We start from the raw sequence: 19591 nt of genomic DNA on the forward strand, positions 1-19591 counted from the left end.
CTCGACCCGCGGGGGGTGCGCGACCGCGTCGCCGCGGTCCTGGGCGGCGAGGGAGTGTCCGCAAAGTATCGGCGTCCGCCCGGAGGGCGGGGGTCGCGGTGGCCGGTGCGTGCGATCGCAAGGCGGAGGAGGGAGCCATGGTGACCGACAACAACGCCGCTGGGGGGCCCCCCTCTGGGGGAGCGCGTGCAGGGCGCCGCGGGCCAGGCGAGACTTTGCGGACACGGCCTAGGGTCCGCCGCCCACACCGTCCGGAGTCCGGCACCCCCGCGGGGGCGCCGGACTCCGGCGTTTCGGCGTACCCGCCGCTGGTTCCCGGCGTCTGCCGCACCGGCGATCGGGTGTTCGGGTGATCCGGCGATCCGGCGATGCGGTGGCCCGGTCATCCGGCGTGCGGGTGTTCCGGGGTCGCCCGCGCGGGCGTTCCGGCAGGCTGTCGCGGGGCCGCTCGAGGTGGCGGCGGGAGGCTGGAGGGGGCCGCGGCTCGCGGGGCGCTCGGGTGGCGGCGGGAGGCTGGAGGGGGCCGCGCTCGCGGGGCGCTCGGGTGGCGGCGGGAGCCTGGAGGGGGTCGTGCTCGCGGGCCCCGGGCCCGTGCCGGTGACGGCAGGGGCGATGTCAGTGGGCTCTGGTAGGAATGTGGCTGTGAGCAGCGACGACGGGAAGCGGGAAGGCGGGGGCCGGGGGGCCGAGCCGCCCGAGCAGCTCGCGCTCATACGGGAGACGGTGCGCAAGGCGAAGGTGCCCCGGGCCAAGCCGCGCACCTGGCGGGGGGCCGCGCTGGCCAAGGAGCTGCCGGTCGCCCGGGTCGTCGTGAACAAGGGCGTCCTGCACCTGGACCAGTTCTTCGACTACGCCGTGCCCGAGGAGCTCGACGCCGTCGCCCGGCCCGGCGTCCGGGTGCGCGTCCGCTTCGGGGCGGGCGCCCACCAGGTGCGCGACGGACGCCGGGAGGGCGGGCGGCTCATCGACGGGTTCCTCGTCGAGCGCCGCGCCGAGTCGGACTACCCCGGCCCGCTGGCCGCCCTCGCCGACGTGGTGTCGCCCGAGCCGGTGCTCGACGCCGAGCTGCTCGGGCTGGCGCGGGCGGTGGCCGACCGGTACGCCGGGAGCCTCGCGGACGTGCTCCAGCTGGCGGTCCCGCCGCGCCATGTGAAGGCCGAGCGGAAGCCGTCGCCGCAGCCGCTGCCGCCACCCGCCGCACCGGAACCGGGCACCTGGGAGCGGTACGCGCAGGGCCCGGCCTTCCTGGCGGCGCTCGCAGGGGGCCGCTCGCCGCGGGCGGTGTGGAACGCGCTGCCCGGTCCGCACTGGGCGGACGAGCTGGCCAGGGCGGTGGGCGCGACCCTCGCCTCCGGGCGCGGCGCGCTGGTCGTGGTGCCCGACGGGCGGGCGGCCGGCCGGGTGGACGCGGCGCTGACCGCCGTCGTGGGGGAGGGGCGGCACGCGGTGCTGACCGCCGAGGCCGGGCCCGAGAAGCGGTACGGGCAGTGGCTCGCCGTCCGGCGCGGGGCGGTCCGCGCGGTCGTGGGTACGCGGGCGGCGATGTTCGCCCCGGTGCGGGACCTGGGCCTGGTGGCCATCTGGGACGACGGGGACTCCAGCCACAGCGAGCAGCACGCGCCGCTGCCGCACGCGCGCGAGGTGCTGCTGCTGCGCGCCGCGCACGACGGGTGCGGCTTCCTGCTGGGCGGCACCAGTTGCACGGTCGAGGCGGCCCAGCTCGTCGAGAGCGGCTGGGCCCGGCCCCTGGTGGCGCCCCGGGACCAGGTCAGGGCCGCCGCGCCCCTCGTACGGACGGTGGGCGACGGGGAGCTGGCGCGCGACGAGGCGGCGCGGGCGGCCCGGCTCCCGTCGCTCGCCTGGCAGGCGGCGCGGGAGGGACTCAAGTCCGGTCCGGTGCTGGTGCAGGTGCCCCGGCGGGGGTACGTCCCCCGGCTGGCGTGCGAGCGGTGCCGGACGCCCGCGCGGTGCCGGCACTGCGCGGGGCCCCTGGAGGCGCCCGAACAGCGCGAGCTGCGGTGCGGCTGGTGCGGCAGGGGCGCGCCGGACTGGCACTGCGCGGAGTGCGGCGCGGTCCGGCTGCGCGCCCAGGTGGTGGGCGCCCGCCGGACGGCGGAGGAGCTGGGGCGGGCCTTCCCGGCCGTGCCCGTACGGACCTCGGGGCGCGACCACGTCCTGGACACCGTGCCCGCCCGGCCCGCGCTGGTGGTGAGCACCCCGGGCGCCGAGCCGGTCGCCGAGGGCGGTTACGCGGCGGCGCTGCTCCTGGACGGCTGGGCCATGCTGGGCCGGGCCGACCTGCGGGCCGGCGAGGAGGCGCTGCGGCGCTGGATGGACGCCGCCTCGCTGGTGCGGGGCCAGGCCGAGGGCGGCACCGTCGTGATCGTGGCCGAGCCGACCCTGCGGCCCGTGCAGGCGCTGGTGCGGTGGGACCCGGTCGGGCACGCGCAGCGGGAGCTGGCCGAGCGGGCCGAGCTGGGCTTCCCGCCGGTCTCCCGGATGGCCGCCGTGACCGGCCGGGCGGAGGCGGTGGCGGCGTTCCTCACGGCCGCCGAGCTGCCCGCCGAGGCCGAGGTGCTCGGCCCGGTGCCGCTGCCGCCCCCGCCGCCCGGTGCGCCGCGGCGGCCCGGTGACCCGCCGCCGGGCGAGGTCTGGGAGCGGGCCCTGCTGCGGGTCCCACCGGGCAGCGGAGCGGCGCTGGCGGCCGCGCTGAAGGCCGCGCAGGCGGCGCGGCTGGCCCGGGGCGGCCCCGAACCGGTGCGCATCAGGGTCGACCCGCCCGACATCGGCTGACGGCCCCCGGCTCCGGAGGAGCCCGCCCGGTGCCCGGCCCGGGCGGCGGGCGGTGCGAGGCGAGGCGGCAGGGGCGGCGGCGCGGTGCGAGGCGGCAGGGGCGGCGGCGGTACGGGGGCGGAGTGCGCGGCGTACCGGTGTCGCCGGACATGGGTGGCCGCCCGGCCCCGGGGGGTGAGGGCCGGGCGGCCGGGTGGGGTCAGCCGTTGCGCGGGCCGGGGAAGGCGCTCGGGCGGACCTCCTCGCGGAGGGTCTGGGAGCCGGACGTCGGCTGGGGCGGCATCGAGCGCGCGGCCGGCACCGAGGGCATCGTGCGCGTGCCCCCCGGCTCGACGGTGTGGTCGGTCTCGGCCGGGCCCGGCTGCGGGGCCGTGGCCCGCCGCGTGCCGTACCGGCGGTGGACCGCCTGCTTGGTGACACCGAGCGCCGAGCCCACCGCGTCCCACGAGAAGCCCAGCGAACGGTCGAAGTCCACCGCGGCGGTCACCAGCGTCTCGACGCTGTCCCGCAGTTCCTGGGCGAGCCGCACGGTGGGGGCCGGGGCCCTGCCGTAGACGACGAAGCCCGTGGACGGGCCGGATCGCCGCGGGCGGTACACATTGCCGAGCTGGGCGGTGAGCGTGCGCAGCGCGTCCACCTGCCGGCGGACCCGCTCGATGTCCCGCACCAACAGGTGCAGGCTCGCCCGGGCTTGGGCGTCGTGGGTTGCGTGGTCGGCCATTGACAAGCCTCTCGAACCGGCGTTGAAAAGGGGTGGGCCGCTCCGTGGCGGCGGCCCGTTTCGGTCAATCTGCCTTGACCAACGCGCCACCCGTGGTCGGGGTCACGCTGCGGGGGCGTATCCGCATATGCCCAGGGCGCGCAAGGCGACGTACGCCCCCCGCCGCACCGGCGCCTAAACTGGTGCGCCGCCCACCACCGCCACCGGACAGACAGGCAGTCAGCCACTGATGAAGCTCGTCTTCGCAGGCACCCCCGAGGTCGCCGTACCCGCCCTGGACGCCCTGATCGCCTCGGACCGGCACGAGGTGGCCGCCGTCGTCACCCGGCCCGACGCCCCCGCGGGGCGCGGCCGCCGGCTCGTCGCCAGCCCCGTCGCCCAGCGCGCCGAGGAGGCCGGGATCGAGGTCCTCAAGCCGGCCAGGCCGCGGGACGAGGACTTCCTGGCGCGGCTGCGGGAGATCGGCCCCGACTGCTGTCCGGTGGTCGCCTACGGCGCGCTGCTGCCGCGCGTCGCCCTCGACGTGCCCGCCCACGGCTGGGTCAACCTGCACTTCTCGCTGCTGCCCGCATGGCGCGGCGCCGCCCCCGTACAGCACGCGATCATGGCCGGGGACGAGGTGACCGGCGCGTCGACCTTCCTGATCGAGGAGGGCCTGGACTCCGGCCCGGTGTACGGCGTCGTCACCGAGGAGGTGCGCCCCACCGACACCAGCGGTGACCTGCTGACCCGGCTCGCCTTCGCCGGCAGCGGGCTGCTCGCCGCGACGATGGACGGCATCGAGGACGGCACCCTGAAGGCCGTCCCGCAGCCCGCCGAGGGCGTCACCCTCGCCCCCAAGCTCACCGTCGAGGACGCGCACGTCGACTGGACGGCGCCCGCGCTCCGGGTCGACCGGGTCGTCCGCGGCTGCACCCCCGCCCCCGGTGCCTGGACCCTCTTCCGGGGCGAGCGGCTCAAGATCGTCCAGGCGGCCCTCGTCCAGGACCGTGCCGACCTCGCCCCCGGCGAGCTGTCGGCCGCCAAGAACAACGTGTACGTGGGGACCGGCTCCCACGCGGTGGAACTGCTGTGGGTGCAGCCCCAGGGCAAGAAGCCGATGCGCGGCGCGGACTGGGCCCGGGGCGTGCGGATCGCGCCGGGGGAGAGGGCCGGCGTCTGAGGACTGCCGGCGCGACCGGGTGGGGGTGGACGACCGGCGGGCGGGGCCGACGTAGGCTGAAAGGGTTCGAGCCACACCGGAAGCGGAGCACCTTTTGAGCGAGCAGTCCCGTCGCCGTCCCCCCAAGCCGTACCGCCGCCCCAAGAAGGACCCGGTACGGATCCTGGCCTTCGAGGCGCTGCGCGCCGTCGACGAGCGGGACGCGTACGCCAACCTCGTCCTGCCGCCGCTGCTGCGGAAGGCGCGCGAGAAGGAGGGCTTCGACGGCCGCGACGCCGCGCTCGCCACCGAGCTGGTGTACGGCACGCTGCGCCGCCAGGGCACGTACGACGCGATCATCGCCGCGTGCATCGACCGCCCGCTGCGCGAGGTCGACCCGCCGGTGCTGGACGTGCTCGCGCTGGGCGCGCACCAGCTGCTCGGGACCCGGATCCCCACGCACGCGGCGGTCTCGGCGAGCGTGGAGCTGGCGCGGGTGGTGCTCGGCGACGGGCGGGCCAAGTTCGTCAACGCGGTGCTCCGCAAGATCGCGCAGCAGGACCTCGACGGATGGCTGGAACAGGTCGCCCCGCCGTACGACGAGGACGCCGAGGACCACCTGGCGGTCGTGCACTCGCACCCGCGCTGGATCGTCTCCGCCCTGTGGGACGCGCTCGGCGGCGGACGCGCCGGCATCGAGGACCTGCTGGAGGCCGACAACGAGCGGCCGGAGGTCACCCTGGTGGCCCGCCCCGGCCGCTCCACCCCCGCCGAGCTGCTGGACGTCCTGGGCGAGGAGTCCGGCCTGCCCGGCCGCTGGTCGCCGTACGCCGTACGGCTCGCCGAGGGCGGCGAGCCCGGTGCGATCGACGCGGTGCGCGAGGGTAGGGCGGGCGTCCAGGACGAGGGCAGCCAGCTCGTGGCCCTCGCCCTCGCGAACGCCCCGCTCGACGGCCCCGACGCCCGCTGGCTCGACGGCTGCGCGGGCCCCGGCGGCAAGGCGGCGCTCCTGGGCGCCCTGGCCGCCGGGCGGGGAGCCACGCTCCTCGCCTCCGAGAAGCAGCCGCACCGCGCCCGGCTGGTCGACCGGGCCCTGGCCGGCAACCCCGGCCCGTACCAGGTGATCACCGCCGACGGCACCCGCCCGCCGTGGCGCCCCGGCTCCTTCGACCGGGCCCTGGTCGACGTGCCGTGCTCCGGCCTCGGCGCCCTGCGCCGCCGGCCCGAGGCCCGCTGGCGCCGCCGCCCGGAGGACCTGGAGAGCTTCGGGCCGCTGCAACGCGCCCTGCTCACCGAGGCGTTGCGGGCCGTCCGGGTCGGCGGGGTGGTCGGCTACGCGACCTGCTCGCCGCACCTGGCGGAGACCCGCGTGGTCGTCGACGGCGTCCTCAAGAGGCACGGCGGCGCCGAGCTGATCGACGCCAGGCCGCTGATGCCCGGCGTCCCCGCGCTCGGCGACGGCCCGGACGTACAGCTCTGGCCGCACCTGCACGGCACCGACGCGATGTACCTGGCGCTGCTGCGGCGCACCGCGTGAGACCGCCCGGCGTACCGCCCGAACGCGCTCCGGCGCACCCGGCGGGGGCGCTGTTTCGCCGGTAATGCGGCAAGTGTGCCGCGTCCGGGGAGGACCGCACGGGCATCGGGTAAAAGAAACCCCATGGGACATGGCACGCTTGGCTCATGGCCCAGATCAACCCCAGCATCCTGTCCGCCGATTTCGCCCGCCTCGCCGAGGAGGCGAAAGCCGTCGAAGGTGCCGACTGGCTCCACGTCGATGTCATGGACAACCACTTCGTGCCCAACCTCACGCTGGGCGTCCCCGTCGTGGAGTCGCTCAGCCGCGCGACGGACACCCCGCTGGACTGCCACCTCATGATCGAGGACCCCGACCGCTGGGCCCCGCAGTACGTCGAGGCGGGGGCCGGGTCGGTGACCTTCCACGTGGAGGCGGCCGCGGCACCGGTCCGGCTGGCGCGCGAGATCAGGGCCAAGGGGGCGCGGGCGTCGATGGCGCTCAAGCCCGCCACCCCCATCGAGCCGTTCGAGGACCTGCTCCCCGAGCTGGACATGCTGCTGATCATGACCGTGGAGCCCGGCTTCGGCGGCCAGGCGTTCCTGGACATCATGCTGCCGAAGATCCGCCGTACCCGGGAGCTGATCTCCAAGCACGGCCTGCAGCTGTGGCTCCAGGTCGACGGCGGGGTCTCGGCCTCCACCATCGAGCGCTGCGCGGAGGCCGGTGCCGACGTGTTCGTCGCCGGTTCCGCCGTGTACGGAGCGGAGGACCCGGCCGCCGCGGTGCGGGCCCTGCGCGAACAGGCCACCGCGGCGACCGCCACGGCCGCGTGGGCGTGCGGCCACTGAGCCACGGGTGAACCACGGGCAGATGAACGCAGCCCAACAGGACCGATCACGGACCGCCGGATCTGCAAGGATGGCGATCCGAAGTGTGAACAGCAGTGAGGAGAGCGCGGTGTCTGCTATGTCGGCGGGACGGCCAGCCCTGCGGATGGGACCCGCGGAGCTCGTGCAGGCGGCGGCCATGGCCCGTCGCTTCTATCTCGAGGGCAAGTCCAAGATCCAGATCGCGGAGGAGTTCGGCGTCAGCCGCTTCAAGGTGGCCCGGGTCCTGGAGACCGCCCTCGAGCGTGACCTCGTACGCATCGAGATCCGCGTACCGGCCGAGCTCGACGCCGAGCGCTCCGACGCGCTCCGCGCCAGATACGGGCTGCGTCATGCCGTGGTCGTCGAGTCCCCGCCGGAGGGCGAGGACGCCTCGCCGGACCCCGAGAACCTGGGCGAGGTCGCGGCCGACCTGCTCGGCGAGCTCGTGGCGGAGGGCGACGTCCTGGGCCTCGCCTGGGGCCGGTCCACCATCCACATGGCTGCCGCCCTCGACCGGCTGCCGCCCTGCACGGTCGTCCAGCTGACCGGCGTGTACGACGCGGGCACCGCCGAGCGCGGCTCGGTGGAGGCGGTGCGCCGCGCCGCCCAGGTCTCCGGGGGCGAGGCGCACCCCATCTACGCGCCGATGCTGCTGCCCGACCCGGCGACCGCCGCGGCGCTGCGCAACCAGACCGGCATCGCCCGCGCCTTCGAGTACTTCGACAAGGTCACCGTCGCGGCGGTGTCCATCGGCTCCTGGGAGCCGGGCATCTCCACGGTCCACGACATGCTCACGGACGAGGAGCGGGCGCACTACGCCTCGCTGGGCGTCGCGGCCGAGATGTCGGCCCACCTGTTCGACTCGGCCGGCCGCCGGGTCGGGCGCGACCTGGGGGAGCGCTGCATCACCGTCGAGGCCGACCGGCTGCGGCGCATCCCGGAGGTCGTGGCCATCGCGGGCGGCCGGCGCAAGGCGGCGGCGATCGGCGCGGTGCTCCGCTCCGGGCTGGTGACCAGCCTGGTCACGGACACCATGGCGGCGGACTACCTCCTGACGGAGTTCACCCCCGGCCCGCGCCCGGCGCTGGACCGCACGGACCCGGACGAATAGGACGAAGGGCGGGCGGGGCGGACGGGACGGACGGTCCTGGCCGGCCCCGCCCGCCGCCTTTGCGTGACGCACCGCGCCGGACCCGGCTTGGAGGAAGCCACCAGGCGCCCTCCGCGGCGCTGTGGCTTTCGCCCGGGGCCTACGCCGGTGCGGCCATGGGACAATGAAGTACGTGCGTTTTCCCCCCGGCTGAAATGCCCGGGGGCCAACTCCGAACGACTGGGATGTTCAGCACGTGCGTTTCCTCAATGACCTGAAGCCGCCGTACGACCTCACGTACGACGACGTATTCATGGTGCCTAGCCGCTCGGCCGTGGGCTCCCGCCAGGGTGTCGACCTGTCCTCCCCCGACGGCACCGGGACCACCATCCCCCTGGTCGTGGCCAACATGACCGCCATCGCGGGCCGGCGGATGGCCGAGACCGTCGCCCGGCGCGGCGGCCTCGTCGTCATCCCCCAGGACATTCCGATCGAGGTCGTCACCGACGTCATCTCCTGGGTCAAGAGCCGTCACCACGTGCTCGACACCCCGATCGTGCTCGACCCCCACCAGACCGTCGCCGACGCGCTGTCGCTGCTGCCCAAGCGCGCGCACAACGCGGGCGTCGTCGTGGACGCCGACCAGCGCCCCATCGGGGTCGTCACCGACGAGGACCTGTCCGGGGTCGACCGCTTCACCCAGCTGTCCGAGGTCATGTCCAAGGACGAGCTGCTGCTGCTCGACGCGGACATCGACCCGCGCGAGGCGTTCAACACCCTCGACCACCACAACCGCCGCTACGCCCCCGCCGTGGACAAGGACGGCCGCCTCGCCGGCATCCTGACCCGCAAGGGCGCGCTGCGCGCCACCCTGTACTCGCCGGCCGTCGACGCCGACGGCAAGCTCCGCATCGCCGCCGCGGTCGGCATCAACGGCGACGTGGCGGGCAAGGCCAAGCAGCTCCTCGACGCGGGCGTCGACACCCTGGTCGTGGACACCGCCCACGGCCACCAGGAGTCGATGATCGCCGCGGTCAAGGCCGTCCGCGGCCTCGACCCGCACGTGCCGATCGTCGCGGGCAACATCGTCGCCGCCGAGGGCGTGCGCGACCTCATCGAGGCCGGCGCGGACATCATCAAGGTCGGTGTGGGCCCCGGCGCCATGTGCACCACCCGCATGATGACCGGCGTGGGCCGTCCGCAGTTCTCCGCCGTCCTCGAATGCGCCGCGGAGGCCAAGAAGTTCGGCAAGCACGTGTGGGCCGACGGCGGTGTCCGCCACCCGCGCGACGTCGCCATGGCGCTCGCCGCCGGCGCGTCCAACGTGATGATCGGCTCCTGGTTCGCGGGCACCTACGAGTCCCCCGGCGACCTCCAGCAGGACGCCAGCGGGCGCCTGTACAAGGAGTCGTTCGGCATGGCCTCCAAGCGCGCCGTGCGCAACCGCACGAGCGAGGAGTCCGCGTACGACCGGGCCCGCAAGGCGATCTTCGAGGAGGGCATTTCGCACTCGCGGATGTTCCTGGACCCGGCCCGTCCGGGCGTCGAGGACCTGATCGACTCGATCATCGCGGGTGTGCGCTCCTCGTGCACCTACGCCGGCGCCGGCTCCCTCGAGGAGTTCGCCGAGAAGGCCATCGTGGGCGTCCAGAGCGCCGCCGGCTACGCCGAGGGCAAGCCGCTGCACGCCAGCTGGAGCTGACACACCGTCGGAAGCCCGGCCCGGGCGGCCGCCCCTCACCCCGTGCGAGAGGCGGCCGTTCCGCTTTTTTCGCCCCGGGCCGAATCCGTACGCGTGCTCCGCCGCAAGGCGGGTACACGCGCCTTGCGAACGTACGAAGATGAATAGGGAGGGTGCAGTGTCCATGGCGACCACGATCTCGACCGGTACCGGCCCGCAGACGATCACCGATCTGCCGGAGGTCCGCAACCCCGGCGAGGTGGCTCCGAAGGACGCGAAGGAGCTCTCCAAGGCCTTCTTCGACCGGCTCGCCGTGCTGGAGGAGGGCACCGAGGAGTATCAGTACGTCCGCAACACGCTGATCGAACTCAACCTCTCCCTGGTCAAGTACGCGGCGACGCGGTTCCGCAACCGCGCCGACCAGATGGAGGACATCATCCAGGTCGGCACCATCGGGCTCATCAAGGCCATCGACCGCTTCGACCTCAGCCGCGAAGTGGAGTTCACGACTTTCGCGATGCCGTGCGTCGTCGGCGAGATCAAGCGCTTCTTCCGCGACACCAGCTGGTCGGTGCACGTGCCGAGGCGCCTCCAGGAGCTGCGCATCGACATCGCCCGCGCGACCGACGAGCTCTTCCAGCGCCTCGACCGCTCCCCGACCCCGGCCGAACTGGCCGAGCACCTGGGGATGGAGGAGGAGGAGATCCTCGAAGGACTCGTCGCCGCCAACGGATACACCGCCGGCTCCATCGACCTGCCCCTCGACGACAGCGGCGACAACTCCTCCGAGACCCTCGGCGACCGGCTCGGCGAGCCCGACCGCGAGCTGGAGATCGTCGAGAACGTACAGGCGCTCAAGCCGCTCATCGAGCAGTTCGACGAGCGCGACCGGCGGATCCTGCAGATGCGGTACGTGGACGAGATGACGCAGTCGGAGATCGGTGCCGTGCTGGGCGTGTCCCAGATGCACGTCTCACGGCTGCTCTCGCGGATCACCGCGCGGCTCAGGGAGGGCCTGCTGGCCGTGGAGTGACCCCGCCGGTCCGCCGGCCGGCACCGACGCCCGGGGCATTGCGCCCCGGGCGTCGGCGGATCCCGTTCGTCCGGTCCCTCTACGGTTTCTCGTGGGCTCTCCGCGTCGGCCCTCTCCGCAATGGCCGGCGCGCTTCTGCGGGGCGCGGCGCGACCCTCGCGGCCCCGGGCGGTCAGGCGGCTTCCGGCTCGTGCGACCAGATCGCGCGGACCGACTTGCCCGCCGGGGTCGGCCGGACCTCCACGCGGCCCGCCAGGCTCAGCACCATGGGCCAGCCGAAGCCGCCGCCACCGCCGGTGAAGTCCGGCGTGCGCGCCTCGGGGAACACCGGGCTGGAGTCGTCCAGCTCCACGGAGAACACATCGGGCTCGGCGGACAGCCGCAGCCGCCACCAGCCGTCGGTGTGGCGCAGGGCGTTGGCCGTCAGCTCGGTGACGACCAACTGAACCGCGTCCAGGTCCGCCCACGGGCAGTGCTGGGTCACGAAGCGCGCGGCCGAGTCACGGGCCGACGCACAGTCGACGTAGGGCGAAATCATGACAACCACGAGCGGCTCCTTCGTTCCTCACCGCTCGCATACCCAGACCTCGTGCGTTCACCACGGACCCGGCGGGGGTCAGCCGGACGTGCGCCGCACGGTCAGGGCCACGGTGTCGTCGGGATGCAGGATCACCGTGTGCATCTCCGCCGCGATGGCCGCCGGGATGTCCTCTATCGGACGGTGCCGGTGCCGGCCGGCCGCCAGGGCCAGGCGCTGCTCGCCCTCCCGGGGGTCCCGGCGGCTCTCGGTCAGCCCGTCCGTGTAGAGCACCAGCAGATCGCCCGGGTCGAGGCGGTCGCGCAGCAGCCGCTCGGAGCCGGGCAGCGGGAAGCCGATGCCCCGGCCGCGCACCTCCAGCAGCGACGATTCCCCGTCCGCCCTGACGAGGAGGGCCGGCGGGTGGCTGCCGTTCGCCAGCACCAGCTCACCGGTGACCGGGTCGAGCCGGACCAGCTGGACGGTGGCCATCAGCTCGTGGTCGAAGGTGGCGAGCACCTCGTCGGTCCTGGCGACGATGGAGTCCAGGGGATGGCCCTCCAGGGCCAGCGTGCGTACGGCGTGGGTGACGTTGAGCGCGCTGCGCGTACTGGTCAGTCCGTGGCCCAGGGCGTCCACCACCGTGATGTGCACCGTGCCGTCCGGCAGGACGAACCAGTCGTACAGGTCGCCGCCGGTGGGAGCGTGCTTCTCCGCCGGCTCGTAGTGGACCGCCATCTCCAGGCCTGGCACCTGGACCGGCGGCGGGCGCAGGGCGTCCTCCAACTGGCGCAGTATCCGCCCGTGCGCCTGGCGCAGCTGCTCGTCGCGCTCCTCCAGCTGGACGTACAGGGCGAGCACGCCGCTGTTCGTCTCCGCCAGCTCGTGCTTCAGCCGCTGGTGGTCCTCGGCGAGCGTGTCCGCCCGGTCGACCGCCGCGCTCAGCTCCTCCTCCAGCAGGTCGACCAGGCCCGGCGGATCGTCCTTGCCCGCGTCCCCGCCGCCGGCCGGCAGCGGTACGGGCACCCGCCACACCGCGGTCGTCCCCGGCAGCCGCTCCGCCGGCAGCGGCAGCCCCTCCAGCGACGGCCGGCGCGGCGCGTGCGGCAGGTGCAGCCGGACGACGAGCCGGCCGGTGTCCTGACCCTCCGCCCGGTCGCCGTGCGGACGCGTGCCGTCCGGGCGCGCGCCGTCCGGGCGGGTGCTGTCCGGGCGCGTGCCCGCCGAACGGCCGCCGAACGGGCGGGAGCCCGCCGGGCGCTCGCCCGCGCCCTCCCCGCAGGGCTGCGGGGGCACCGTCTCCAGGAGCACGGGCCGGCCGGCCGCCAGCTCGGCGCCGGCCACCCGGACGGCCGACAGCGCGAGCCGGTAGCGCAGCTCGACGGGCAGGCCCATCCGGTGGGCCAGGCGGCGCAGGGTGCTGCGCAGCCCGGCCAGCGAGTGGACGGTGGTGATCTGCGGTTTCATGGCTCTCTCCGCGCCGGGCCGAGGGTCAGGACGGTCGCGTCGTCCCGGCTGCGCCGGTGTTCGTGGACCAGGGCCCCGGGCAGCAGCGGTGCCGGCAGCCCGCTGACGAAGGGGGTCAGGGTGTGCGTCCAGCGGGCGTCGACGCCGTCGCTGTGCAGCACGGCGACGGCGTCCGGCTCGGCGGGCACCCGCTGCACCCGCGGCTCGGGCATGTTCCAGCCGACCACACCCGGCTGGCCGCCGAAGCGCCGGCGGACCCCGTCGTGGCCCAGCAGAAGGGTCCGCACGTTCCCCACCGAGCACTGGTCGACGCCCTCGGGGGACAGCCGCAGCAGCCCGACCGCCGCGCCCCTGCTGCGCCGCAGCGCGCGGTGCATGGCGTGCAGCAGCCGGGGGAGCGGCAGGCCGGGGTCGCGGTGGAAGACCCGTACGGCCAGGTCGGCCGCCTCGGCGGCGGGCCCGCCGTGCCCGAGTCCGTCCACCACCAGAGCGGTGCGCACCTCCCCGGTCACCGCGACGCCCCAGGAGTCGCCGCACAGGCGCTCCCCGTCGGCGGGGACCCGCACGGCACCGACGCCGGACGTCGCCCCGGCCGGGGCGTCACCGGGCTCGCCCAGGCGGGCGGAGACGACGGTGCCGACGCCCTCGCGCGTACGCACGGTGAACTCGTCCGCGATCCTGCGCACCGCGCCGAGACCGGAGCCGAGCGTGCGGCTGGTGGTGTACCCGTCGGTCAGGCACTGCTCCAGGTCGGCCATGCCGGGGCCGCGGTCGACGGCCAGGATCTCCACGCCGGTGCGCAGGGGCAGCGGCTGGATGTACAGCGAGCCGTTGTGGGCGTGCTTGGCGATGTTGCCGGCCAGCTCGCTGGCGAGCACGGCCGCCTGGTCCGGCAGGGCGCCCGAGAGCCCCTGGTCCAGCGCCGTCCGGCGGGCGGTGGTGGCCGCCAGCTGGACGGCGCTGTAGTGGTCCACCCGGATGTGGGCGGTGACCGACACGGGTGCGCCCATCAGCGGTCGTTCCAGCGCGCGACGACCACCGTGGTGCCCTCGCCGGGCACGCTGTGGACCTGGAACTCGTGCATCAGCCGGCGTGCGCCGCCCAGGCCGTGCCCGAGACCCGATCCGGTGGTGAACCCGTCGGTGAGCGCCTCGTCGAGGTCGCGGATGCCGGGGCCGTCGTCGCGGACCGTCAGCCGCAGGCCCCTGCGTCCGCCCCGTGTGAGCATCTCGATCTCCAGGGAGCCGCCGCCCCCGTGGACGTACGCGTTGCGGGCCAGTTCGCTGGCGGCGGTGACGATCCTGGTCTGGTCGACCAGGCCGAATCCCGCCTCCACGGTGGCGGCCCGCACGGCGTGACGCACCGTCAGCAGGTCCTCCTCGGAGGCGACGTTGAAGCGCGAGGTGCCGCCCGGGCCGCCGGCCGGGGCCGCCGGTTCCGCGGCGCCGGTCGTGCCGGTGCGGCCGCCGGTCCGGCCGGAGGTGGCCGGGGCGCCGGTCGGAGCGGACCGCTGGGCGATCAGTTCGGAGCCCGCCAGCCATTCACCGTGGAGCGTCACGTCGGGCCTCCCCCGGGGGTCGGGGCATGCGGTGCCAGCCGAGCGCGGTCAGCCCCTGCTCCGCGTTGAGAGCGGTTTCCACGCCGGTCAGCTGGAGCCCCAGCTCGACCAGGGTGATCGCGACGGCGGGCCGCATCCCCGCCACGATCACCCGGGCGCCGAGGAGACGGGCCATCGTGGTCAGCTCCATCAGCGTGCGCGCCACGAACGAGTCGATGATCTCCAGCCGCGAGATGTCGATCAGGACGCCGCGGGCGCCGTCGCCGGCGATCCGCTCGGTCAGCTCGTCGGTGAACGCCACCGCCGACTGGTCGTCCAGTTCGTTGAGCAGGCCGGTGACGAGCACGTCGCCGAGCCGCAGGATCGGTACGCCGGTGGCTCGGGGGGCGGTCACGCGGTCACCGACCGGGCCGTGCCGGCGTCCTGGCCGACGGCGGGCTGGTCGGTCAGCTGGATGGCGGCGGCCAGGGCGTCCGCGAGCGTCGCACGGGTGAGGATGGTCGACAGGTCGATGCCGAGCTGGGCGATGGTCTGGGCGATGGGCGGCCGGATACCGCTGATCACGCAGTCGGCGCCCATCAGCCGCACCGCGTTCACGGTGTGCATCAGATGCTGGGCGACCGCCGTGTCCACGGCCGGTACACCGGTGATGTCGATGATGGCGACCTGGGCCTCGTTGTCCTGGATCGCCTGCAGCAGGCTCTCCATCACGACCTGCGTACGGGCGGTGTCCAGCGTGCCGATCAGCGGGACGGCGAGGACGTGCCGCCACAGGCGGACCACCGGGGTGGAGACCTCCAGCAGCTGCCGGCTCTGCCGCTGGATGATCTCCTCGCGGCCCTCGACGTACGTCTCGAAGGAGAGGACCCCGGCGGCGTCGAGCAGCCGGTTGACCAGGATGGCGGCGGAGAACAGCTCGGCCGAGTCGCGGGTGGTGTGCTGGACGGCGGACAGCAGCGCTTCCTTCAGCGAGAGCACGGCCATCGACGTGGCGGTCGGCGAGGCGCCTGCCCGCGCGCGGCGCAGCGACAGCTCTATCACCGTCTGGCGAAGCTCGTTGCGCGACGTCACCAGGCGCTCGACGGGGACGTCGCTCGCCAGGCCCGCGGCGAGGGCGGAGATCAACAGGTCGGCTTCCTCGCGGACTTCGTGCTCGCTCATGTCCGTGCTGAGCACCGCCTGCTCCAGCTGGAGGCGGACCCACCGGTCCGCGATCTCCTCCTCGCGCTCCCGCAGGGCCTCGCAGAGGCGGTCCCGCACGCTCGATTCGCTGGTGTTCACAAGCACCTCTCGCAGTCGGAAACAGGACGGGCGGGTTTCCCGGGCAAGGTGCCGGAAACATCGACGAGGCGGCCGCCCGTCCTGCTTCTCGTGTTCAACGGCGGTTGGATGGTAGTCGCCGGGCGACGCCGCGAAGAAACGTGACTCCGCGTGCCGACGCCGAGGGCGGCGACCGGAGAGTGCCGGTCGCCGCCCTCCCCGTCCGCTCAGCGCGAGGCCGACGTCGTCGAGACGGCCACCGGTTCGCCGGCCGCCGCGATGGTCTGTCTGGCCACCCGGAGCGCGTCACGTATGTCACGCGTACCGGTGGACACGCACAGGGTGTAAGCGGTGTCCTCCCGTTGACGCTTGACCCTCGGGTCCCCCGAGTCCGCACCGGGTGCGGCCAGTTCCTCATACCTGGCCACGAGTTTGCGCAGCATCGACGGGTGCGCCATCAGCACGACAGAACCTCCTTCTGGACGGGACCCGGACGTGAGTCGGGGGCCGGCGCGCGACGTCACCGACCGAAGGCGCCCCTACCCCGCCTTTTCGCGGTCATTCCCCCGAACTCCGCGACGGCTCCCTCACACCGCCCCGCCCCGCCCGCCCGGCGCGGCGGCGCCGGGCGCCCGCCGTGACATCGCTCACGCCCGCGACAGCGCCCGGCCCGCGAGCGCCGGATCGCTCCGGACGGCCGCGGCGACCGCGGCCGCCACGCGCGCGTGGCCGGCGTCGTCCGGGTGCAGCCCGTCCGCCAGATGCCCGGGCCCCAGCAGGTCGCGGCCGGGCAGCAGCGCGAGGTGCTCGTCGCCGGCCGCGACCAGGTCCCGGGCGGCCTCCTCCATCGCGGCGCGCAGGTCGGCGAGGGTCGCGCCCAGGGCGTTGGCCGTGGCCTCCGCCTCCGGGCGCAGCAGCGGCGAGAGCAGCAGCAGCGGTGTGTCCGGGTGGCCCCGGCGCACCAGGGCGACGAACGCCCGGGTCGTCTCGTACAGCAGCGGCGCGGAGTACGGCACCCCGGACCAGCAGTTGGTGCCGAACGCCAGGGTGACGAGGTCGGCGGGGAGGGCGGCGAGCTGCTGGGCGCTGGCGAGCTCCCCGCGCGCGGAGCCCGCGTAGCCGAGGTTGACCGGGTCCAGCCCGAGGGCCCGGCCCGCGACGGCCGGCCAGGCGTGGGCGGGGCGGGTGGACCACCAGCCCTCGGTGATCGAGTCGCCGTGGACCAGCCAGCGGGGCCGCGGGGGAGCGGGGGACACGGCGCCGCCGACGGCGCGCAGCCCGAGCACGGCCGGGGCCTGGCTCTCGGGCGGATGCACGGTGAACGGGCCCCTGCCGCCCGGCAGCGGCACCGTGACGGTCGCCTCCTCCGCTGGCTCGGTGAACGCCTCGTGCAGACAGGTGCCGCCCTCCCACAGCGCGAAGCAGTGCGCCAGCTCACGCAGCTCCCGCGGCCCCTCCTCCGGCACGGCGGCCCGGTAGCGGATCTCGACCGCGCGGGTGCCCGGCGACGCCGTGAACTCCAGCCGCACGCCGATGGGCAGCTCCGCTCGCTGGGCGGTCTCCCACGGCAGCCGCGCCAGCTGGGCCGGGTCGGCGCGCACCGCGCGGCCGTCCTCGTCCACCCAGGCCGTACCGCGGAGGAACGGCACCGGATCCTGCCAGGTCATACGGATCTCCTCCGGTCGGTGGAACCACCTGTTCGGGCCCCCAATGTGTCGATTCGTGCGGCGGGGCGCAATGTTTCCCCGTCTGTGCCCCAAGTGCGCAATGATCATGCGTCGATGCGCAACAACGATGCATTACAAGCGCGAAGCCCGACCTTTAGGCTCGTGCCCCGTACCAGGAGTGGCGGTGACCGCCTGCTCGGCGGTCTCCCTTCCCCGCGGGTCGTTCCGACACGCCCGTGAGCCGCCGCAGGTCGCCCTCCGTCCCGACCCGCAGCGATGAAGGAGCCCCCGCAGTGCTGGATCAAGGCACAGCCCCTCCCGCCACCGAGCCGTCCGCGCCCAAGGCGTCCGGGCTCTCCGCCCTCGTCCGGCGCAAGCCGGTGGACGTGCTGGTCGCAGAGGGTGGCCAGGGTGAGGGCGGTTCGCTCCGCCGCTCGCTCTCCATGTGGCAGCTGACCATGATCAGCATCGGTGCCACGCTCGGCACCGGCATCTTCGTCGTCCTCGGCGAAGCCGTCCCGCTGGCCGGACCGGCCGTCACGCTCGCCTTCGTCTTCGCGGGGCTCACGGCACTGTTCTCGGCCCTCTCGTACGCCGAGCTGGCCGGCACCATCCCCGTCGCCGGCTCCTCGTACTCGTACGCGTACGCAACGATGGGCGAACTCGTCGCCTGGGTGTGCGGCTGGTGCCTGCTCCTGGAGTACGGCGTGTCCGTCGCCGCCGTGGCGGTCGGCTGGGGCGACTACCTCAACGAGCTCCTCGACGGCACCATCGGCGTGACCCTGCCGGCGGCGCTCTCCTCGCCGCCCGGTGACGGCGGCATCTTCAACCTGCCGGCCCTGATCGTCGTCGTGCTGGCGATGCTGTTCCTGCTCGGCGGTGCCAAGGAGTCGGCGCGCGCCAACACGATCATGGTGGTCGTCAAGATCGCCGCGCTGGTCCTGTTCTGCGCGATCGGCTTCATGGGCTTCAAGTCCGGCAACTACTCCGACTTCATGCCGCTCGGCGCGGGCAGCGTCGGCGCGGCGGGCGCCATCCTGTTCTTCTCGTACATCGGCTTCGACGCCGCCTCCACCGCCGGTGAGGAGGCGAAGGACCCGAAGAAGGACCTGCCGCGCGCGATCATGCTCTCGCTGGTCATCGTCACCGCGCTCTACGTGCTGGTCGCGGCGGTCGCCGTCGGCGCCTGGGACTGGAAGAAGTTCGAGGGCTCGGAGGCGTCGCTCGCCGCCATCATGAACGACGTCACCGGTCAGAGCTTCTGGGGCACCCTGCTCGCCGCCGGCGCGGTCATCTCGATCGCCAGCGTCGTCCTCACCGTCCTGTACGGCCAGACCCGCATCCTGTTCGCGATGTCCCGCGACGGCCTGGTGCCCAAGGTCTTCGGCAAGGTCAACCCCAAGACCGGCACCCCCCGCACGAACACCGTGATCGTCTCGCTGTTCTGCGGCGTCCTCGCCGCCGCCGTCCCGCTGGGCGAGCTGGTCAACGCGACCAGCATCGGCACGCTGTTCGCCTTCGCGCTGGTCAACATCGCGGTCGTCGTCCTCCGCTACACCAAGCCGGAGCTGCAGCGCAGCTTCAAGGTGCCGTTCGGCCCGGTCTTCCCGGTCCTGGGCTTCGCCTTCTGCGGCTACAGCATGTACAGCCTCGACATGATCACCTGGGCGGTCTTCGGAATCTGGATGGCCGTGGGTCTCGTGTTCTACTTCCTCTACGGCATGCGCCGCTCCCGATTGGCCACCGCAGAGAAGTGACCCACCCGTAGTGCGACTGAACGATCTCGACGAACGCATCGTCCACGCCCTCGCCGAGGATGCCCGGCGCTCCTACGCCGACATCGGCTCGCTCGTGGGCCTGTCCGCGCCCGCCGTGAAGCGGCGCGTGGACCGGCTCCGGGCGGAGGGAGCCATCACCGGGTTCACCGTCCGGGTGGACCCGGCGGCGCTCGGCTGGGAGACCGAGGGCTTCATCGAGATCTACGCACGGGGCAACACCTCGCCCGAGACCATCCAGCGCGGTCTCGAGCGGTACCCGGAGGTCGCGGCCGCGTCCACCGTCACCGGTGACGCGGACGCGATCGTCCAGGTCTTCGCCTCCGACATGCGCCACTTCGAGCGCGTGCTGGAGCGCATCGCGGGCGAGCCGTTCGTCGAGCGCACCAAGTCGGTGCTGGTGCTCTCGCCGCTGCTGCGGCGCTTCTCCTCCGGCTCGCCGGCCTAGGTCGTGTCCGCAAAGTCTCGCCTGGCCCGCGGCGCCCTGCACGTGCTCCCCC

The 19591-nt window shown here is 74.3% G+C and carries 18 protein-coding genes; 9 read left to right on the plus strand and 9 right to left on the minus strand.

From position 1 onward, the window contains the following. The first annotated feature begins 612 nt into the window (after window positions 1-612). Entirely contained in the window at window positions 613-2793 is a 2181-nt protein-coding gene (locus A4V12_RS00005; RefSeq protein WP_423564627.1) for a primosomal protein N', read from the plus strand. 199 nt (window positions 2794-2992) lie between these two features. Here A4V12_RS00005 and A4V12_RS00010 read toward each other — a convergent pair whose 3' ends face one another. Then, a complete protein-coding gene (locus A4V12_RS00010) occupies window positions 2993-3514 on the minus strand; it encodes a hypothetical protein (protein ID WP_064067046.1) in 522 nt (173 codons plus the stop codon). A gap of 229 nt (window positions 3515-3743) precedes the next feature. Here A4V12_RS00010 and fmt point away from each other — a divergent pair, with 229 nt between their 5' ends. From fmt to A4V12_RS00040, 6 genes are all read left to right on the plus strand, one after another. Further along, a complete protein-coding gene (fmt, locus tag A4V12_RS00015) occupies window positions 3744-4676 on the plus strand; it encodes a methionyl-tRNA formyltransferase (protein ID WP_064067047.1) in 933 nt (310 codons plus the stop codon). A 94-nt stretch (window positions 4677-4770) separates the two neighbouring features. Then, complete coding sequence (locus tag A4V12_RS00020; protein WP_064067048.1) at window positions 4771-6192, plus strand: RsmB/NOP family class I SAM-dependent RNA methyltransferase; 1422 nt, start codon at window positions 4771-4773, stop codon at window positions 6190-6192. A gap of 146 nt (window positions 6193-6338) precedes the next feature. Then, entirely contained in the window at window positions 6339-7022 is a 684-nt protein-coding gene (rpe, locus tag A4V12_RS00025) for a ribulose-phosphate 3-epimerase (protein WP_064067049.1), read from the plus strand. A gap of 85 nt (window positions 7023-7107) precedes the next feature. Continuing rightward, a complete protein-coding gene (locus A4V12_RS00030; protein WP_199831190.1) occupies window positions 7108-8154 on the plus strand; it encodes a sugar-binding domain-containing protein in 1047 nt (348 codons plus the stop codon). Between the two features lie 235 nt (window positions 8155-8389). Continuing rightward, window positions 8390-9835 carry a GuaB1 family IMP dehydrogenase-related protein gene (locus A4V12_RS00035; protein ID WP_064067051.1) on the plus strand — a complete coding sequence of 482 codons (1446 nt, stop codon included), beginning with the start codon at window positions 8390-8392 and terminating at the stop codon, window positions 9833-9835. Between the two features lie 163 nt (window positions 9836-9998). Next, a complete protein-coding gene (locus A4V12_RS00040; protein WP_107415275.1) occupies window positions 9999-10847 on the plus strand; it encodes a SigB/SigF/SigG family RNA polymerase sigma factor in 849 nt (282 codons plus the stop codon). Window positions 10848-11019: 172 nt separating this feature from the next. Here A4V12_RS00040 and A4V12_RS00045 read toward each other — a convergent pair whose 3' ends face one another. The 8 genes from A4V12_RS00045 to A4V12_RS00080 form a co-directional block, all read right to left on the minus strand. Then, the gene (locus A4V12_RS00045) at window positions 11020-11385 is read right to left on the minus strand and encodes an ATP-binding protein (RefSeq protein ID WP_064067053.1); all 366 of its coding nucleotides are present in this window, start codon (window positions 11383-11385) and stop codon (window positions 11020-11022) included. 78 nt (window positions 11386-11463) lie between these two features. Beyond that, window positions 11464-12831, minus strand: a complete 1368-nt coding sequence (locus tag A4V12_RS00050) for a PP2C family protein-serine/threonine phosphatase (RefSeq protein WP_064067054.1) — start codon at window positions 12829-12831, stop codon at window positions 11464-11466. Further along, window positions 12828-13841 (minus strand): ATP-binding protein, encoded by a 1014-nt coding sequence (locus A4V12_RS00055; protein ID WP_064067055.1) that lies wholly within the window; start codon window positions 13839-13841, stop codon window positions 12828-12830. The genes A4V12_RS00050 and A4V12_RS00055 overlap by 4 nt, the downstream gene beginning before the upstream one ends. Further along, window positions 13841-14389 (minus strand): anti-sigma regulatory factor, encoded by a 549-nt coding sequence (locus tag A4V12_RS00060; protein WP_234372019.1) that lies wholly within the window; start codon window positions 14387-14389, stop codon window positions 13841-13843. Before A4V12_RS00060 ends, A4V12_RS00055 begins: the two co-directional genes overlap by 1 nt. Beyond that, the gene (locus A4V12_RS00065; RefSeq protein WP_064067056.1) at window positions 14373-14783 is read right to left on the minus strand and encodes an STAS domain-containing protein; all 411 of its coding nucleotides are present in this window, start codon (window positions 14781-14783) and stop codon (window positions 14373-14375) included. Before A4V12_RS00065 ends, A4V12_RS00060 begins: the two co-directional genes overlap by 17 nt. Further along, on the minus strand, window positions 14780-15670 hold the full coding sequence (locus A4V12_RS00070) for an STAS domain-containing protein (RefSeq protein ID WP_064067057.1): 891 nt from the start codon (window positions 15668-15670) through the stop codon (window positions 14780-14782). The genes A4V12_RS00065 and A4V12_RS00070 overlap by 4 nt, the downstream gene beginning before the upstream one ends. Window positions 15671-15876: 206 nt before the next feature. Next, complete coding sequence (locus A4V12_RS00075; protein ID WP_234372021.1) at window positions 15877-16107, minus strand: DUF5133 domain-containing protein; 231 nt, start codon at window positions 16105-16107, stop codon at window positions 15877-15879. Between the two features lie 189 nt (window positions 16108-16296). After that, entirely contained in the window at window positions 16297-17316 is a 1020-nt protein-coding gene (locus A4V12_RS00080) for a GDSL-type esterase/lipase family protein (protein ID WP_064067059.1), read from the minus strand. A gap of 293 nt (window positions 17317-17609) precedes the next feature. Here A4V12_RS00080 and A4V12_RS00085 point away from each other — a divergent pair, with 293 nt between their 5' ends. Continuing rightward, window positions 17610-19073: an amino acid permease gene (locus A4V12_RS00085; RefSeq protein WP_064067060.1), complete on the plus strand. Its 1464-nt coding sequence runs from the start codon at window positions 17610-17612 to the stop codon at window positions 19071-19073. 10 nt (window positions 19074-19083) lie between these two features. Beyond that, on the plus strand, window positions 19084-19539 hold the full coding sequence (locus A4V12_RS00090) for an Lrp/AsnC family transcriptional regulator (RefSeq protein ID WP_064067061.1): 456 nt from the start codon (window positions 19084-19086) through the stop codon (window positions 19537-19539). Window positions 19540-19591 lie beyond the last annotated feature (52 nt).

It is taken from the genome of Streptomyces noursei, from assembly GCF_001646665.1.
Lineage (GTDB): Bacteria > Actinomycetota > Actinomycetes > Streptomycetales > Streptomycetaceae > Streptomyces > Streptomyces lavendulocolor.

Coding starts and splice junctions, on each gene's coding strand:
- A4V12_RS00050 (WP_064067054.1), bottom strand. CDS start 12,831: ATGAAACCGCAGATCACCACCGTCCACTCGCTGGCCGGGCTGCGCAGC.
- A4V12_RS00010 (WP_064067046.1), bottom strand. CDS start 3,514: ATGGCCGACCACGCAACCCACGACGCCCAAGCCCGGGCGAGCCTGCAC.
- A4V12_RS00005 (WP_423564627.1), top strand. CDS start 613: ATGTCAGTGGGCTCTGGTAGGAATGTGGCTGTGAGCAGCGACGACGGG.
- A4V12_RS00075 (WP_234372021.1), bottom strand. CDS start 16,107: ATGGCGCACCCGTCGATGCTGCGCAAACTCGTGGCCAGGTATGAGGAA.
- fmt (WP_064067047.1), top strand. CDS start 3,744: ATGAAGCTCGTCTTCGCAGGCACCCCCGAGGTCGCCGTACCCGCCCTG.
- A4V12_RS00040 (WP_107415275.1), top strand. CDS start 9,999: ATGGCGACCACGATCTCGACCGGTACCGGCCCGCAGACGATCACCGAT.
- rpe (WP_064067049.1), top strand. CDS start 6,339: ATGGCCCAGATCAACCCCAGCATCCTGTCCGCCGATTTCGCCCGCCTC.
- A4V12_RS00080 (WP_064067059.1), bottom strand. CDS start 17,316: ATGACCTGGCAGGATCCGGTGCCGTTCCTCCGCGGTACGGCCTGGGTG.
- A4V12_RS00055 (WP_064067055.1), bottom strand. CDS start 13,841: ATGGGCGCACCCGTGTCGGTCACCGCCCACATCCGGGTGGACCACTAC.
- A4V12_RS00045 (WP_064067053.1), bottom strand. CDS start 11,385: ATGATTTCGCCCTACGTCGACTGTGCGTCGGCCCGTGACTCGGCCGCG.